The sequence below is a fragment of the Micromonospora ferruginea genome, assembly GCF_013694245.2.
GTDB classification, from domain to species: Bacteria; Actinomycetota; Actinomycetes; order Mycobacteriales; family Micromonosporaceae; genus Micromonospora; species Micromonospora robiginosa.
Genome location: NZ_CP059322.2, coordinates 4,059,047 through 4,074,143, shown reverse-complemented (window position 1 = coordinate 4,074,143; position 15,097 = coordinate 4,059,047). Strand labels below are relative to the sequence as shown.

Below are 15,097 nucleotides of genomic sequence, written 5' to 3'. Positions count from 1 at the left end.
CCCCTCGCCGAGCGCGCAGACCTCCCGCATCCGCGGGGGGTCTTTTTGTTGCTCTCCCCAGGCACGAGAAGAGGACTCCGATGACCTTCCAGGTGTACGACACGACGCTGCGCGACGGCGCCCAGCGTGAAGGGCTCAGCTACTCGGTGGTCGACAAGCTGGCGGTGGCCCGCCTGCTCGACGACCTCGGGGTCGGCTTCATCGAGGGCGGCTGGCCGGGCGCGGTGCCCAAGGACACCGAGTTCTTCCGCCGCGCCCACGACGAGCTGAAGCTGCGGCACGCGGTCCTGGTCGCGTTCGGCGCCACCCGCAAGGCCGGTCGGGCGGTCGAGGACGACCCGCAGGTGCGCGGGCTGCTGGACGCGCGGACCCCGGCCGTGGCGCTGGTCGCCAAGGCGGACCTGCGGCACGTTGAGCGGGCGCTGCGCACCACCGCCGGGGAGAACCTGGCGATGGTCACCGACACCGTGGCCCACCTGGTGGCGCAGGGGCGGCGGGTCTTCGTCGACGGCGAGCACACCTTCGACGGCTTCCGCCACGACCCCGGCTACACCGCCGCCGTGGTGGAGGCCGCGCTGGCCGCCGGCGCCGAGCGGTTCGTGCTGTGCGACACCAACGGCGGCATGCTTCCCTCCCAGGTCACCGCCGCGATCGAGGACCTGGTCGCGCGCACCGGCGTGGCACCGGAGCGGCTCGGCATGCACGCCCAGAACGACACCGCCTGCGCGGTGGCGAACACGATCGCCGCGGTCGAGGCCGGCGTCCGGCACGTGCAGGGCACCGCCAACGGGTACGGCGAGCGCCCCGGCAACGCGGACCTGTTCGCGATCGTCGCCAACCTCCAGCTCAAGCTCGGCATGCCCGTCCTACCGGAGGGCTGCCTGGAACAGATGGTGCGGGTCTCGCACGCCATCGCCGAGATCGCCAACATCGCCCCCGACACCCACCAGGCCTACGTCGGGGCCGCCTCCTTCGCCCACAAGGCGGGGCTGCACGCGAGCGCGATCAAGGTCGACCCGTTGCTCTACAACCACGTGGACCCCGCCGTGGTGGGCAACGACATGCGGATCCTGGTGACCGAGATGGCCGGCCGGGCCAGCATCGAGCTGAAGAGCCGCGAGCTGGGTCTGGACCTGGCCGGCCATCCGGACGCGCTGTCCCGGGTCACCGGCCGGGTCAAGGAGCTGGAGGCCGGCGGCTGGTCGTTCGAGGCCGCCGACGCGTCGTTCGAGCTGCTGGTCCGCTCCGAGCTGCCGGACGCGGCGCCGGCCCGGCCGTTCGCGCTGGAGTCGTACCGGGTGCTGGTCGAGCACCGCGAGGACGGCGCGGTGGTCTCCGAGGCGACCGTCAAGATCCGGGTACGGGGCGAGCGGGTGATCGCCACCGCCGAGGGCAACGGTCCGGTCAACGCGCTGGACGAGGCGCTGCGGGTGGGGCTGGCCCGGCACTACCCGGAGCTGCGCGAGTTCGAGCTGGCCGACTACAAGGTCCGCATCCTGGAGGGCAGCCACGGCACCGGCGCGGTGACCCGGGTGCTGGTGGAGACCGCCGGCGCCGGCCGGGACTGGACCACGGTCGGCGTGCACCCCAACGTGGTGGAGGCGAGCTGGCACGCGCTCGTCGACGCGCTGACCTACGGCCTCGACCGGGCCCGGGTGTATGGCGGGGCCCCCGCTTAACGCCTGCGGTAGAGGAAGGGGCCCCGCTTAACACTCGCGTCGGGCGGGGCTCACGCCGCCGGCAGGCGCAGCTCGGCCAGCAGGGCCCGGTGGTCGCTGCCGGGCACCGGCCGGACGTCGACGTCGCGGACCGCGATGCGCCGGTCCACCAGCACGTGGTCGATGGTGACCGGCGGGATCGGGTCGCCGTCGTACGGGCCCCAGGTGCCGCGCAGTCCCGCCCCGGCCGCGTCGGCGGCGTCGGTGTAGCCGGTCGCGATCAGGCGACGCATCGTGGCGTGGTCCAGGGTGGCGTTGAAGTCGCCGGCCAGCACGCTGAGCCCGCCGGCGGGTGTGGCCGGCGGCTGGGCCCGCTGGTCGGTCCACCACTGCGGCACCGCGTCGATGGTGTACGGCGCGCCCGGGTGCGCCGACTCCACCCGCAGCGGCGGTGCTCCCGGCACCAGCACGGTCCCGTACGCCTGGGTGAGGAAGTATCGGCGATGGCGGCGGTGGCCGGGGTCGCGCAGCGGGTGGCGGGCGTAGAGGCCGGAGCCGGTGGCGCCCGCCTCGGGGCTCAGCGACCGGTGCGGCAGCAGCGTGGCCAGGCCGAGCCGGTCCAGGTCGGCGGCGAGCTGCGGGGTGAGTTCCTGCACGGTGAGCACGTCCACCCGCTGTGTCCGGACCAGCGCCACCAGCGCCGCCGGGTCGGCCGAGCCGAGCCGCAGGTTGGCGGTGAGCAGCCGCAGCACCGGGCCGTCCACGCCCGGCCGGCCGTCGGCGAGCGCGCGGGGCGCCACCGCGCCGACCAGTGCCAGTGCGGCCAGCGCCGCGACCGCCGCGGGCGCGCGGCGGCGCAGCGCGAGCGCCAGCACCGCGACGGCCGGCGCCACCGCGGCGACGTACGGCGTGAAGGCCGCCGTCAGCACCAGCGGCCCCCGTTCCAGCCCGGCCAGGCGCAGCAGTGCCCAGGCGGCGACCGGCGCGACGGCCAGCCAGCACACCCCGGTCGTCCACCGGCCGCCCCGGGCGCGGGCGCGCGGGGGAGTGTCCACCGTGATCACGCGGTCAGCGTACCGGCGTCGCCGCGAAGCATTTTCGTGAATGGTCGAGCGCTTCCTTCTCACAATTTTGGGCGCGTTGACAAATGGTCGCGGACACGCGATGAGCGCTATTGACCGCCCCATTGTCCGGTGTTACGTTCCACCTGGTTGAAGCATTCAACTCTCCGTAGTAAGACCAGCTCAGCGGCGGTGCGCCCGGCTCGGATCCCCGATGATCCGCAATTGTTCGCGCCCGCCGTATCACCACGGTCAAAAGAGGGAGATCTGTCATGGCTACATTCTTCAAGCGAAAGGCGACGGTGGTGGCGCTCGCCGCGCTGTCCCTCACCGTGGCCGGTGGTGGGATCGCGGTCGCCGCCCAGCCCGAGTCGAAGGTGGGCCAGCCGGCTGCTGCCCGGGGGACCGGCCAGCAGCCGCCGGTCAGCGCGGCCGAGCAGCGGGCCGCCCGGACCGCCATGCGCGCCACCCTGGCGCCGCCGGCCGCCGGCCAGGTCGCCTGGGCGGTGGTGTCGTCCACCGGCGTGCTGCTCCAGCACTCCGGCAACGTGGTGTCCGCGTTCCGGTTCGCGCCCGGGGTGGGCGTGTCCCCGGGGCAGTTCCAGGTGCTGCTCGACTACAACGTGAGCCAGAAGGCGTACGTGGCGACCGTCGGCACCAACGACCCGAACAACGTGCCGCCCAGCGGCCAGGTGTCCGTCGCGCCGCGCTACCTCACCCCGAACGCGGTCTTCGTGCAGACCCGCACCTCGGACGGCATCTTCTCGCCCCGGCCGTTCCACCTCGTGGTCGCCAACTGACCCGCCCCGCCGCGCACCGGCCCCCGCCTCGGCGGGGGCCGGTGTCGTGTTCCGTCCCGGTCCGGTGCGTCGCACGCCGGTTCGCGCGGTTGCCGCCCGATCGGGGAGGTCCTCCCGGTCCGGGCCGCCCCGGGCCCGGATGCGGCCGATAATCCGACGTTTGTCGCGGCTCCGGCATGGGAAGCAAGCACCGTGACGGACATCTCGGACACCCTGGCCAGCGTGCCCACCCCGGTCGATGCGGACGCGAGCGGCGTCGAGCTGGACCAGACCCTCTTCGAGGTCAAACGCGTGATCGTCGGGCAGGACCGGCTCGTCGACCGCCTGCTCACCGCATTGGTCGCCGACGGCCACTGCCTGCTGGAGGGCGTGCCGGGGGTGGCCAAGACGCTCGCCGCGCAGACGCTCGCCACCGTGGTCGGCGGCACCTTCTCCCGGATCCAGTTCACGCCCGACCTGGTCCCGTCGGACATCGTGGGCACCCGGATCTACCGGGCGTCTACCGAGGCGTTCGACGTGGAGCTGGGACCGATCATGGCGAACCTGGTGCTCGCCGACGAGATCAACCGGGCTCCGGCCAAGGTGCAGTCGGCGCTGTTGGAGGCGATGGCCGAGCGGCAGGTCTCCATCGCCGGGCGGAGCTGGCCGGTGCCCGACCCGTTCCTGGTGCTGGCCACCCAGAACCCGATCGAGTCGGAGGGCGTCTACCAGCTCCCCGAGGCGCAGCGGGACCGGTTCCTGATGAAGGTCGTGGTCGACTACCCGAGCGACGCCGACGAACTGGCCATCCTCTACCGGATGAGCACCGAGCGACCCACCGCCCGCCCGGTGCTCGACCCGGTGCGGCTGCGGGAGCTGCAACGCCGCGCGGCCGACGTCTTCGTCCACCACGCGCTGGCCGAATACGTGGTCCGGCTCATCCTCGCCACCCGGGACCCGGGCCGCTTCGGCCTGCCCGAGATCGCGCCGCTGCTGGCGTACGGGGCCAGTCCGCGCGCCACGCTCGGCCTGGTGGCCGCCGCCCGCGCCCACGCGCTGATCCACGGCCGGGACTACGTGCTCCCCGAGGACGTGCGCGAGCTGGCGGTGGACGTGCTGGCGCACCGGCTGGTGCTCTCCTTCGACGCGGTGGCCGACGGGGTGTCCGGCGAGGACGTGGTGCGTCGCCTGGTCGACGCGGTGCCGCCGCCCCGGCTGGTGACCGGACCCGCGCCGGCGGCGCCGGACCTGGCGGCGGCGTGAGCCGCGGGCCGGGCGTCGCCGATCCGCAGATCGCCGACCTCGCCCCGGACCAGCGGCTGCGACGGTTGGAGCTGACCGTGACCCGGCGCCTCGACGGGCTGCTGCACGGGCGCTACCGGGGCCTGCTGCCCGGGCCGGGCAGCGAGGCGGCCGGCAGCCGGGAGTACCGCCCCGGCGAGGACGAGGTGCGCCGGATGGACTGGGCGGTGACCGCGCGGACCACCGTGCCGCACGTGCGCGAGGTCGACGCCGACCGGGAGCTGACCACCTGGCTGCTCGTCGACGCCAGCGCCAGCATGGAGTACGGGACGTCCACACTGGACAAACGGGAACTCGCGGTGGCGGCGGTGGCCTGCGTCGGCTTCCTCACCGCCGGGGTGGGCAACCGCCTCGGCGCCCAGGTGCTCACCCGGGACGGGTTGCGCCGGTTCCCGGCCCGCAGCGGGCGGATCCACCTGCTCGGGCTGCTGCGCGCGCTGCTCGGCGCCCCGCGTACCGACGATCCGCCGGACCCGCGCGCGGCGGCCCGGGCCGACGGGCGCGGCGTGGCGCCGGAGCCGGGCCTCGCCGACGGCCTGGCCGGCCTCCAGCGGGTGGCCACCCGACGAGGGCTGGCGGTGGTGGTCTCCGACTTCCTCGACGAGCTGCCCGACGACCCGGACGAGCCGCCGCCCTGGGCCGCCGCGCTGCGCCGGCTGGCGGTCCGGCACCAGGTGCTCGCGGTGGAGGTGACCGACCCGCGCGAGTTGGAGCTGCCGGACGTCGGGCTGGTCACCCTGGTCGACCCGGAGAGCGGCCGGCACCGCGAGGTGTGGACCGGTGACCCGGCGCTGCGCGAGCGGTACGCCCGGGCCGCCGCCGCCCAACGTGAGCAGGTGCGTCGGGCCCTGCACCGGGCCGGCGCGACCCACCTGACGCTGCGCACCGACCGGGACTGGTGCGCGGACGTGGTCCGGCACGTGCACGAGCAACGCCGGCTGGCCACCGCGCCGGCCGTGGCCCGGGGAGGTGCCGCATGAGCTGGCAGTCGCCCGCCCGCCTCTGGTTGCTGCTCGCGGTCGCCGCGCTGGTCGCCGGCTACCTGGTGTTGCAGCGCCGGCAGAGCCGGTACGCGGTCCGCTTCACCAACCTGCGCCTGCTGGACCGGGTCGCGCCGCGTCGACCGGCCTGGCGGCGGCACGTGCCGGCGGGACTCTTCCTCGGCATGCTGGCGCTGCTGGTGGTCGGGTTCGCCCGGCCCGAGGCCGAGGTGCGGGTGCCCCGGGAGCGGGCCACCGTGATGGTCGCGGTGGACGTGTCCACCTCGATGCTCGCCGGTGACGTGGACCCGGACCGGCTGACCGCGGCCAAGGAGGCCGGCCGGAAGTTCGTCGACGGGCTGCCGGACGAGTTCAACGTGGGCCTGGTGGCGTTCGCCGGCAGCGCGGCGGTGCTGGTGCCGCCGAGCACCGACCGGGAGGCGCTGCACGAGGGGATCGAGCGGCTCGCCGAGGGCATCACCGGGGTGCAGGGCACCGCGATCGGCGAGGCGATCAGCACCTCGCTCGGCGCGGTGAAGAGCCTGGACGCCACCGCCGCGAAGGACCCGCCGCCGGCCCGGATCATCATCCTCTCCGACGGCGCGAACACCGCCGGGATGGACCCGATGGAGGCGGCCGACCAGGCGGTCGCGGCCAAGGTGCCGGTGCACACCATCTCCTTCGGCACGCCCGGCGGCTCGGTCGACCGGGGAGGCCGGGCGATCCAGGTGCCGGTGGACGGGCAGACGCTCAAGGCGGTCGCCGAGGAGACCGGCGGCGGCTTCCACGAGGCGTCGACCAGTCGCGAGCTGAAGGACGTCTACGAGGACATCGGCACCTCGGTCGGCTACCGCACGCAACAGCAGGACATCTCGGCCCGCTTCATCGGCTTCGGGCTGGTCCTGGCCATGGGCGCCGCCGCCGGCTCGCTGCGGTGGTTCTCCCGACTGCCCTGACCGCACTTCCGAGGCGGACGACGCACGACACGTGAGGAGCCAGGCATGGCAGTGCAGACCGGACTCGGCGAGCCGCGCGGCCCGTGGTTCGTCTCGCCCGAGCTGGACCCGGACGGGCGCGGCTGGTCCGACGTATCCGGGTCGGCCGGGCCGGGTGCGTCGGGGCGGCGGAGCTGGCGGGGCCGGTTGCTGAGCGCGGCGGCGGTGGTGGCGCTCTCCACCGTCTCCGGCGCGGCGGCCGGCACCTGGGCGGCCGGCCGGGACGCGCCGGGCCCGTCGGCGGCCTCCGCCGCGCCGGTGCCGGCCGAACTGGTCACCGCCGCCGGCAAGACGGTGCCGGGGGTGGTCTCGGTGATGGTCGGCGGCCGGTCCGGCACGGGCGCGTCCGGCTCCGGCTTCGCCATCGACAACGAGCAGCACATCGTCACCAACGACCACATCCTGGCCCGGGGCGGCTCCGGTCCGGTGACGGTGGAGACGTCGGACGGGCGGCGCCTCGTCGCGGAGGTGGTGGGCCGGGCGCCGGACAGCGACCTGGCCGTGCTGAAGGTGCCGGCCTCGGCCGGATTGCCGCCGCTGCCGCTGGCCAAGCCGAACGCGACCCGGGTGGGGGAGCCGGTGCTCGCGGTCGGCTCCCCGCTCGGGCTCGCCGGCACGGTCACCGCCGGTATCGTCAGCGCGCTCAACCGGCAGGTCCGGATCGGCAACGGCCGGCACACCGCGGTGCAGACCGACGCCTCCATCAACCCGGGCAACTCGGGCGGCCCGCTGGTGAACGCGCGCGGCGAGGTGGTCGGGGTGAACACCGCCATCGCCACCATCGACGGGAACGGCTCGATCGGCATCGGCTTCGCCATTCCGATCGACCAGGTGCAGCAGACCGCCGACACGATCATCGGTAAGGGCGGCTGACCTGCGCAGACGGCCCGGAAACTGTCGGATATCCGGCGTGGGAGCATCGGAGGATGGAAATATTACGCTGAGTATGGATACTGGCGGAGGTGGAGCAAGCTGTCATCGCGGCCCTCCTGCTGGTGGGCCTGGTCATCGGCGCCGGCGTCGGCGCGTCGTACGCCCGTGCCAAGCGGGGCTGGAAGGACTATCAGACGGTCCGGACCAGCGTCCCGGGCGCGCGGCGCAGCGCGTGGTCGGCGATCCGGGCCGTGGCCGTCAAGGCCGCCGTCATCGCCCTGCTGCTGGTCGGCGCCGCCGCCTACGCGGCGTCCGGCTCGGACCAGGAACGGGCCGGACCCGCACCGACGGTGACCCCGAGCCCGAGCCACCGCCCGGGGCGCTAGCCTCGGGGCGTGGACGACGGACTGCGGGTGACCGACCGGCTCGTGGTGCCGGCCGCCGAGCTGCGGGAGCGGTTCTCCCGGTCGTCCGGGCCGGGCGGTCAGGGCGTCAACACCACCGACTCCCGGGTGGAGCTGAGCTTCGACCTGGCCGGCTCGCCGAGCGTGCCGGAGACGCTGCGGGAACGGGCCCTGGGCCGGCTCGCCGGCCGGCTGGTCGACGGGGTGCTCACCGTGGCGGCCAGCGAGCACCGCGCGCAACTGGCCAACCGGGAGGCGGCCCGGGAACGGATGGCGGCGCTGCTGCGCGAGGCGGTCGCCCCGCCGCCCAAGGCGCGCCGGCCGACCCGCCCGTCACGCGGTGCGAAGGAACGCCGGCTGGCCGACAAGAAACGGCAGTCCCAGCGCAAACGCGACCGCCGGGTGGACGGCGACTGACCCGAAATCCGGTTGAGCCGCCGGCCGCGCGGCCCGGAGAATCCGGCACGTGCCGACCGATTTCTCCGTCAAGCCCACGCTCACCGGCGAGCGGGTGCTGCTGCGGCCGTTCGCCGACGACGACCTGCCGGCGCTCGCGGAGATCCTGGCCGACCCGGAGGTCGCCCGGCTCACCGGCAGCCCGCCCGGCGAGGGCTTCGAGCCGGCCCGGTTGCGCGCCTGGTACGGCACCCGCAACAGCCAGCCCGACCGGCTCGACCTGGCCGTGGTCGACCGGGCCACCGGCTCGTGCGTCGGCGAGGTGGTCCTCAACGAGTGGGACCGGGCCAATGCGAGCTGCAACTTCCGCACCCTGATCGGCCCCGGCGGGCGCGATCGCGGCCTCGGCACCGAGGCGGTCCGGCTGGTCGTCGGGTACGGCTTCGCGCACCTCGGCCTGCACCGCGTCGGGTTGGAGGTGTTCGCGTTCAACCCGCGGGCCCGCCGCGCCTACGAGAAGGTCGGCTTCGTGGCCGAGGGCACGCTGCGGCAGGTGCTGCGCGACGGCGACGACTGGGTGGACGCCACCGTCATGTCGATCCTCGCGCCGGAGTGGGCTAGGCACCGGGGCCGTCCGGAGGGTTGAGTCCGAGGCTTCGAAGCGCTTCAATGCTTACGGGAGCGTCAGGGCCGTCACCGACCGACCGTCACGTGACAGGAGTCCCTCCCGCATGTCCCGAAACCGCCTGCGCGTCGTGCTGACCGCGCTCGCCGCGCTGCTGCCCGCCCTGGCCCTCGGCCTCGCCCTCGTCTCCACCCCGCCGGCCGCCGCGGCCGCCGCCCCGATCCGCGTCATGCCGCTCGGCGACTCCATCACCGGGTCGCCCGGCTGCTGGCGTGCCGTGCTCTGGAACCGCCTCCAGTCCACCGGCCACACCGACGTCGACTTCGTCGGCACGCTCGGCCCGCAGGGCTGCGGCGTGACCTACGACGGCGACAACGAGGGGCACGGCGGCTATCTGGCGACGAACATCGCCAACCAGAACCTGCTCCCCGGCTGGCTCGCCGCCACCCACCCCGACGTGGTGCTCATGCACCTCGGCACCAACGACGTGTGGAGCAACATCCCGCCGGCCACCATCCTCGCCGCGTACTCGAAGCTGGTGGACCAGATGCGGGCCGCCAACCCGGCCACCACCGTGCTGGTCGCGAAGATCATCCCGATGAATCCGTCCAGTTGCCCGGAGTGCGGGCAGCGGACCGTCGCGCTCAACGCGGCCGTCGACGGCTGGGCGGCCGGAAAGACCACCGCCGCGTCACCGATCGTGGTGGTCGACCAGTGGACCGGCTTCAACACCGCCACCGACACCTACGACGGGGTGCACCCCAACGCCGCCGGCGACCAGAAGATGTCCGACCGGTGGTACCCGGCGCTGGCCGCCGTCCTGGACCGCACCACGCCGACCCCGACACCGAGGCCCACCGCGACGCCGACCCCGACCCCGACGTCCAGCCCGTCGCCGTCACCCACCGGGTCGACGACCGGAGCCCCGCACCCCACCGACAGCCCGTCACCGACGCCCACGGTCGGCGCCTGCGCCGCCACCTGGCGGACCGCCGGGCAGTGGCCGGGCGGCTTCCAGGCCGAGATCACGGTCCGCAACACCGGGGCCGCGCCGATCCCGTACTGGGTGGTCCGGTTCGCGCTCACCGGCGGGCAGCGGATCACCCAGTCGTGGAGTGCCCAGGTGGCGCAGGGCGGGACCGCGGTGACCGCCCGGAGCGCGACCTGGAACGGCGCGCTGGCCCCGGGCGCGCAGGCCACCTTCGGCTTCCTGGCCGACGGCGCGGTCCCGGACCCGGTGCCGCTGCCGGCGTGCGCCCTCGGCTGACCGGGACGCCGCCGGCTGACGGGTCTCAGGCCCCGTCGGCCGGCGCGGCCCGGTCCAGCTCGGCCAGCAGCCGGGCCCGCAGGCCGGCGGCACGCTCGGCGAACCCGCGCTGGGCGGTGGCGTACTCCGCCCGGCCCTCCGGGGTCTCCACCCGCACCGGCGGACGGCCCAGCTCGGCCAGGTCGTACGGGCTGGCCCGCATGTCCAGCTCGCGGATCTCCCGGGCCAGCGCGAACGCGTCCGCCACCAGCTCCGACGGCACCAGCGGGGACAGCTTGTAGGACCACTTGTAGAGATCCATGTTGGCGTGCAGGCAACCCGGCTGCTCCAGCGCGTGCTGGCTCTCCCGGCTCGGCCGGAGCACGTTGAGCGGCCGGGCCGGCGCGGTGAAGAACCGGAACGCGTCGAAGTGGCTGCACCGCACGCCGCGCTCCTCGACCACCGCCGCGGTCGCCGCCGGGCTGAGCCGCAGCGGCCAGGCGTTGTGCCGCACCTGCTCCTGGGTCTGCCGGTAGACCATCGCCCACTCGTGCATGCCGAAGCAGCCGAGGTGCGCCGGGCGGCCGGCGGTGGACGCCAGCAGCGTCCGGATCCAGGCGACCGACTCGGCGCGGCGCGCCCGGACCCGCCCGGTGTCGAGGGTGAGACCGGCGGCGACGGCGGTGTAGTCCGGGCCGAACGCGGCCGGGTCGGCGTCGCGCAGCACCACCCCCGCGCCCGGGTGCCAGCGGCGCAGTTGCGCGGGGCGGTGCGAGTAGTAGGTGAAGAGGAAGTCCTCCACCGGATGCTTCGCCCCGGTGCGGCGGCGGGCCAGGTGCGGCGCCAGCCAGGCGTCGACCCGCTCCTCGTGGTCGCGCCGGCGGGCCTGCCAGTCGGCCGCGTCGAGCACGGCGTCGGGGGCGAGGGCGGCGGTCACGAACCCAGGGTACGCACCGCCGCCCGGCCCGCCGTCAGTCCACGTCCACCCGCACGCCGGCGGAGAACACGCCGCTGCGCAGCTCCAACTGCTTCGGCGGCTGGGCCCCGTGCACGGTGAACACCAGCGGCAGCAGGACCCGCCGCCCGGCGGCCACCGGTTGGGCGAACACGTCCCGGCCCAGGTTCGCCACCCGGGTGGCGTCCTCGTCGGCGGACACCCAGTTGCCGCTGGGCAGGTACGCGCGCTGCAACTGCCCGTGCCAGGTCTGCTGCTCCCCGGTAACGTTGCGCACGCCGACCGTGGCCAGGCAGGGCCGCCCGCCGCCCGGGGGCGCCGGCACCACACCCGCGCCGCAGCTCATCCGGTAGACGGTGAACTCGAACGCGGTCTCCCGCAGCGGCACCCCCAGCCCGCCGTTGACGGTGCTGCCCACCCACGCGCCGCTGGTCGGCTGCTTGGTGGTGTCCATCGCGGCGACCCGCTGCGTGGCGGTCCACGCCGCCGCGCCCACCACCCCGGCCAGCACCGCCGCCGCCACGCCGACCGTCAGCCAGACCGGTGGCCGGCGACGCCGGGAGGCGGGTGTCGGCAACGCCGGACGCGGATAGACCGTGCCCTGGTCGGCCGGGCCGCCCGTCGACATGCCGCCGGACGCCGCACCGCCGCCGGGCCCGGCGCCGCCGCTCGGGCCGGTGCCGTGGCCAGGCAGGGCGCCAGCGTGGGCCGGTGCCGCGCGCCGGCGGCGACGTACCGCCCACCAGAGCACCGCGCCGGCGACCACCAGCACCGCGACGAGCGCGGCCAGCAGCACCGCCGGGCGGCGCCAGGCCGGGCCCGCGGCCGCCTGCGCGGCGGGAGCGGTGGCCGAGCCCACCCAGGTCGCCGTGGCGCAGTCGTACGGCCGGGTGCCGTCGGTGCCGTAGACGCAGGTGGGGGCCGTCACCGGGTGGTCCGGCCCGGTCACCGCGAGGGCGGTGTGCAACGCGGTCGTGCTCCGCGCCGGCAGGCGCAGCCGCCAGGTGACCTCCCCGGCGGTCGCGCCGACCGGACCGGTGGCCTGCCCGCCGCCGGTCACCGTGGTGGCCCGGGACCCGCTCGGCAGCTCCTGGCGGACCATCGTCTCGACCGGTGTCGTGCCGGCGTTGCGGACCTCGATCCGGTAGCCCGGGGCCGGGGTGCCGGCCGCGCCCACGGCCACGCTCACCGGTGGCGTCGTCGGCCGGACCGGCGCCGGCCCGGTGGACGGCACCGCCGGGGGCGCCGCCGGCACGCCGGTCGGGATCGGGGTGGCCGCCGCGGCGACCACGGCCGGGGCGGGTCGGGCGGGTGCGGCCGCCGCCCGGGGCGCCGCCGGGGGCAGCGCCGGCACGGCGGCGATGACGCCGAGGCAGTTCACGAGCACTGCCAGGGTCCTGTGGTGTCGTCTCGATGCAGGCATACCAACGAACCTCCGGAACCGAAGCTATGGGCCGGGGGCCGCCGGGCGGGTACGAAGCCGGCATTCCCGCCCCGGCCGGCGCGATCCGGCGTACCCTGGCGCGCCCGGTCGAGGCCGGCGTCACCTGCCGTGTCCGGCGGCCGACCCGGCCGGCCGGGATAGATTGGCCGGGTGCGTATCGCTCGTTTCGCTCATGCCAAGGGAATGTCGTTCGGGGTCGTCGAGGGCGAGCCGGAGGCCGGGCCGCAGGGCCTGACCATCGCCGAGATCGACGGCCACCCGTTCGGGCAGATCCAGTTCTCCGGCGCCCGCTGGGCGCTCTCCGACGTGCGGCTGCTGTCGCCGATCCTGCCGAGCAAGGTGGTGTGCGTCGGCCGCAACTACGCCGAGCACGCCGCCGAGCACGGCAGCGAGGTGCCGAAGGAGCCGCTGCTCTTCCTCAAGCCGTCCACCTCGGTGATCGGCCCGCGCGACGCCATCCGCCTGCCGATCTTCTCCAAGCAGGTCGAGCACGAGGCGGAACTCGCCGTGGTGATCGGCGCGCCCGGCGCGCGACGGGCCGACCGGGCCGCCGCCGAGCGGGCCATCTTCGGCTACACCTGCGCCAACGACGTCACCGCGCGGGACCTCCAGCGGTCCGACGGGCAGTGGACCCGGGCCAAGGGCTTCGACTCGTTCTGCCCGATCGGGCCGTGGATCACCACCGGGTTGGACGTCCGCGACCTGGAGATCCGCTGCGAGGTGGGCCGTGATCCGGAGGAGATGGAGGTGCGCCAGCTCGGCCGGACCAAGGACATGGTGTTCGACGTGCCCGGCCTGGTGTCGTACATCTCGCACGTGATGACGCTGCTGCCCGGTGACGTGGTGCTGACCGGCACTCCGGCGGGGGTTAGCCCGCTCACCGAGGGGGATACGGTCACCGTGCGGATCGAGGGGATCGGGGAGCTGAGCAACCCGGTGGTCCCGGTCGCCTGATCCGGCTTCGATGCCTCGTTTCCGCAGGTCACGTGCGGTTCGGGGGGTTGGATTTGGCCTGCCGGCACGGGGAGGGTAAAGTTCATTCCCGGCGCCGCAAGGGGCCAATGGGGTATGGGGTAATTGGCAGCCCGACTGATTCTGGTTCAGTTAGTCTAGGTTCGAGTCCTGGTACCCCAGCGCAGCCGGTGGTTCGTGAGAATCCCGGTCGCTGGATTCTGGCAGTTGCCGCTGCCGGAGTGCACGAAGGTTCTGGCCCCGTCGTCTAGCGGCCCAGGACGCCGCCCTCTCAAGGCGGTAGCGCCGGTTCGAATCCGGTCGGGGCTACAGCACCGTCAGCCCGTCCCGTTACTCGGGGCGGGCTGTTCTGCTGTTCGGCCCCCGACCAGGGGGCGACCCCCCTCGGCGGTGCCGGAGACGGTGCCGCTAGACTACTGCCACACCGCCCGCGAGGGTCGGTGAAGCAGGAAATGTGCCTGGCCCCGTCGTCTAGCGGCCCAGGACGCCGCCCTCTCAAGGCGGTAGCGCCGGTTCGAATCCGGTCGGGGCTACGTTCACGGACGGCCCGTCTCGCTCCGCGAGGCGGGCCGTTCCGCATTCCCCGGTTCCCTGCTGCGTCGATCATGAAGTTGGCGGCGGTCTGGAAGATCAAAAACGCCGCCAACTTCATGATCGACGCGGAGTCGGCTCGGGGGTCAGAGGCCGGAGAGGCGTTGGCCGGCGCGGACGACGGCCATGGCGTGGCGCTCGCCGGGGCGGCGACCGAGGCGCTCGATCGGGCCGGAGATGCTCACCGCGGCGATCACCCGGCCGGTGCGGTCCCGGATCGGGGCCGAGACGCTCGCCACACCGGCCTCCCGCTCGGCCACGCTCTGCGCCCAGCCGCGCCGGCGCACCTCGGCGAGCGTGCGGCCGGTGAACTTGGCGCGCGGCAGCAGCGGCATGACCGCCTCCGGCGGCTCCCAGGCGAGCAGGATCTGCGCCGCCGAGCCGGCGGTCATCGGCAGCACCGAGCCGACCGGGACGGTGTCCCGCAGGCCGCTGGCGCGCTCGGCGGCGGCCACGCAGATCCGCTCGTCGGCGCGGCGCAGGTAGAGCTGGGCGCTCTCCCCGGTGGCGTCGCGCAGCGCGGCCAGCAGCGGCTCGGCTGCGGTGAGCAGCACGTCGGGGGCCGCGTTGGCCAGCTCGCCCAGGCGTGGACCCGGGCGCCATCGGCCCTGGGTGTCCCGGACCAGCATCCGGTGGATCTCCAGCGCCTGTGCCAGCCGGTGCGCGGTGGCCCGGGGCAGCTTGGTGCGTTCAACGAGTTCGGCCAGGCTGGCGCCGTCGACACAGGCGGCCAGGATGACCACCGCCTTGTCGAGAACGCCGACACCGCTCATACTGTGTCCCACAAGCCGAAATTTACCTCCCAGAATTTAGGAT

The 15,097-nt window shown here is 74.7% G+C and carries 15 protein-coding genes and 3 tRNA genes; 14 read left to right on the top strand and 4 right to left on the bottom strand.

Going from position 1 to position 15,097, the window contains the following annotated elements:
• Positions 1 to 80: 80 nt before the first annotated feature.
• Entirely contained in the window at positions 81 to 1,679 is a 1,599-nt protein-coding gene (cimA, locus tag H1D33_RS17635; protein WP_181572102.1) for a citramalate synthase, read from the top strand.
• 50 nt (positions 1,680 to 1,729) lie between these two features.
• On the opposite strand, the gene H1D33_RS17630 is transcribed toward cimA, so the two are convergent.
• A complete protein-coding gene (locus H1D33_RS17630; RefSeq protein WP_246412189.1) occupies positions 1,730 to 2,713 on the bottom strand; it encodes an endonuclease/exonuclease/phosphatase family protein in 984 nt (327 codons plus the stop codon).
• A gap of 278 nt (positions 2,714 to 2,991) precedes the next feature.
• Between H1D33_RS17630 and H1D33_RS17625 the strand changes: the two genes are divergently transcribed.
• The 9 genes from H1D33_RS17625 (at position 2,992) to H1D33_RS17585 (ending at position 10,340) form a co-directional block, all read left to right on the top strand.
• Positions 2,992 to 3,519 carry a hypothetical protein gene (locus H1D33_RS17625; protein ID WP_181572104.1) on the top strand — a complete coding sequence of 176 codons (528 nt, stop codon included), beginning with the start codon at positions 2,992 to 2,994 and terminating at the stop codon, positions 3,517 to 3,519.
• Between the two features lie 192 nt (positions 3,520 to 3,711).
• Positions 3,712 to 4,761 (top strand): AAA family ATPase, encoded by a 1,050-nt coding sequence (locus tag H1D33_RS17620; protein ID WP_181572105.1) that lies wholly within the window; start codon positions 3,712 to 3,714, stop codon positions 4,759 to 4,761.
• The gene (locus H1D33_RS17615; RefSeq protein ID WP_181572106.1) at positions 4,758 to 5,780 is read left to right on the top strand and encodes a DUF58 domain-containing protein; all 1,023 of its coding nucleotides are present in this window, start codon (positions 4,758 to 4,760) and stop codon (positions 5,778 to 5,780) included. The genes H1D33_RS17620 and H1D33_RS17615 overlap by 4 nt, the downstream gene beginning before the upstream one ends.
• A complete protein-coding gene (locus H1D33_RS17610) occupies positions 5,777 to 6,736 on the top strand; it encodes a VWA domain-containing protein (RefSeq protein WP_181572107.1) in 960 nt (319 codons plus the stop codon). The genes H1D33_RS17615 and H1D33_RS17610 overlap by 4 nt, the downstream gene beginning before the upstream one ends.
• 45 nt (positions 6,737 to 6,781) lie before the next feature.
• A complete protein-coding gene (locus H1D33_RS17605) occupies positions 6,782 to 7,648 on the top strand; it encodes a S1C family serine protease (protein WP_181572108.1) in 867 nt (288 codons plus the stop codon).
• Positions 7,649 to 7,737: 89 nt separating this feature from the next.
• Entirely contained in the window at positions 7,738 to 8,034 is a 297-nt protein-coding gene (locus H1D33_RS17600; RefSeq protein WP_181572109.1) for a hypothetical protein, read from the top strand.
• Positions 8,035 to 8,043: 9 nt separating this feature from the next.
• Positions 8,044 to 8,469 carry an alternative ribosome rescue aminoacyl-tRNA hydrolase ArfB gene (gene arfB / locus H1D33_RS17595; protein WP_181572110.1) on the top strand — a complete coding sequence of 142 codons (426 nt, stop codon included), beginning with the start codon at positions 8,044 to 8,046 and terminating at the stop codon, positions 8,467 to 8,469.
• A 49-nt stretch (positions 8,470 to 8,518) separates the two neighbouring features.
• A complete protein-coding gene (locus H1D33_RS17590; protein ID WP_246412044.1) occupies positions 8,519 to 9,094 on the top strand; it encodes a GNAT family N-acetyltransferase in 576 nt (191 codons plus the stop codon).
• Between the two features lie 85 nt (positions 9,095 to 9,179).
• Positions 9,180 to 10,340, top strand: coding sequence for a cellulose binding domain-containing protein (locus tag H1D33_RS17585; protein ID WP_181572111.1), 1,161 nt, complete (start codon positions 9,180 to 9,182; stop codon positions 10,338 to 10,340).
• A 25-nt stretch (positions 10,341 to 10,365) separates the two neighbouring features.
• Here H1D33_RS17585 and H1D33_RS17580 read toward each other — a convergent pair whose 3' ends face one another.
• A complete protein-coding gene (locus H1D33_RS17580) occupies positions 10,366 to 11,256 on the bottom strand; it encodes a 3-methyladenine DNA glycosylase (RefSeq protein ID WP_181572112.1) in 891 nt (296 codons plus the stop codon).
• Positions 11,257 to 11,290: 34 nt separating this feature from the next.
• Positions 11,291 to 12,697, bottom strand: coding sequence for a hypothetical protein (locus tag H1D33_RS17575; protein WP_181572113.1), 1,407 nt, complete (start codon positions 12,695 to 12,697; stop codon positions 11,291 to 11,293).
• A gap of 171 nt (positions 12,698 to 12,868) precedes the next feature.
• On the opposite strand from H1D33_RS17575, the gene H1D33_RS17570 reads away from it, so the two are divergent.
• From H1D33_RS17570 to H1D33_RS17555, 4 genes are all read left to right on the top strand, one after another.
• Positions 12,869 to 13,672, top strand: a complete 804-nt coding sequence (locus H1D33_RS17570; RefSeq protein ID WP_181572114.1) for a fumarylacetoacetate hydrolase family protein — start codon at positions 12,869 to 12,871, stop codon at positions 13,670 to 13,672.
• Positions 13,673 to 13,780: 108 nt separating this feature from the next.
• Positions 13,781 to 13,852: transfer RNA gene (locus tag H1D33_RS17565), tRNA-Gln, on the top strand.
• Positions 13,853 to 13,926: 74 nt separating this feature from the next.
• Positions 13,927 to 13,999: transfer RNA gene (locus tag H1D33_RS17560), tRNA-Glu, on the top strand.
• A gap of 151 nt (positions 14,000 to 14,150) precedes the next feature.
• A tRNA-Glu gene (locus H1D33_RS17555) sits at positions 14,151 to 14,223 on the top strand.
• A gap of 144 nt (positions 14,224 to 14,367) precedes the next feature.
• Here the strand turns inward: H1D33_RS17555 and H1D33_RS17550 are convergent.
• A complete protein-coding gene (locus H1D33_RS17550; RefSeq protein ID WP_091063967.1) occupies positions 14,368 to 15,054 on the bottom strand; it encodes an IclR family transcriptional regulator in 687 nt (228 codons plus the stop codon).
• Positions 15,055 to 15,097 lie beyond the last annotated feature (43 nt).

Coding starts and splice junctions, on each gene's coding strand:
- cimA (WP_181572102.1), top strand. CDS start 81: ATGACCTTCCAGGTGTACGACACGACGCTGCGCGACGGCGCCCAGCGT.
- H1D33_RS17625 (WP_181572104.1), top strand. CDS start 2,992: ATGGCTACATTCTTCAAGCGAAAGGCGACGGTGGTGGCGCTCGCCGCG.
- H1D33_RS17610 (WP_181572107.1), top strand. CDS start 5,777: ATGAGCTGGCAGTCGCCCGCCCGCCTCTGGTTGCTGCTCGCGGTCGCC.
- H1D33_RS17605 (WP_181572108.1), top strand. CDS start 6,782: ATGGCAGTGCAGACCGGACTCGGCGAGCCGCGCGGCCCGTGGTTCGTC.
- H1D33_RS17585 (WP_181572111.1), top strand. CDS start 9,180: ATGTCCCGAAACCGCCTGCGCGTCGTGCTGACCGCGCTCGCCGCGCTG.
- H1D33_RS17575 (WP_181572113.1), bottom strand. CDS start 12,697: ATGCCTGCATCGAGACGACACCACAGGACCCTGGCAGTGCTCGTGAAC.
- H1D33_RS17550 (WP_091063967.1), bottom strand. CDS start 15,054: ATGAGCGGTGTCGGCGTTCTCGACAAGGCGGTGGTCATCCTGGCCGCC.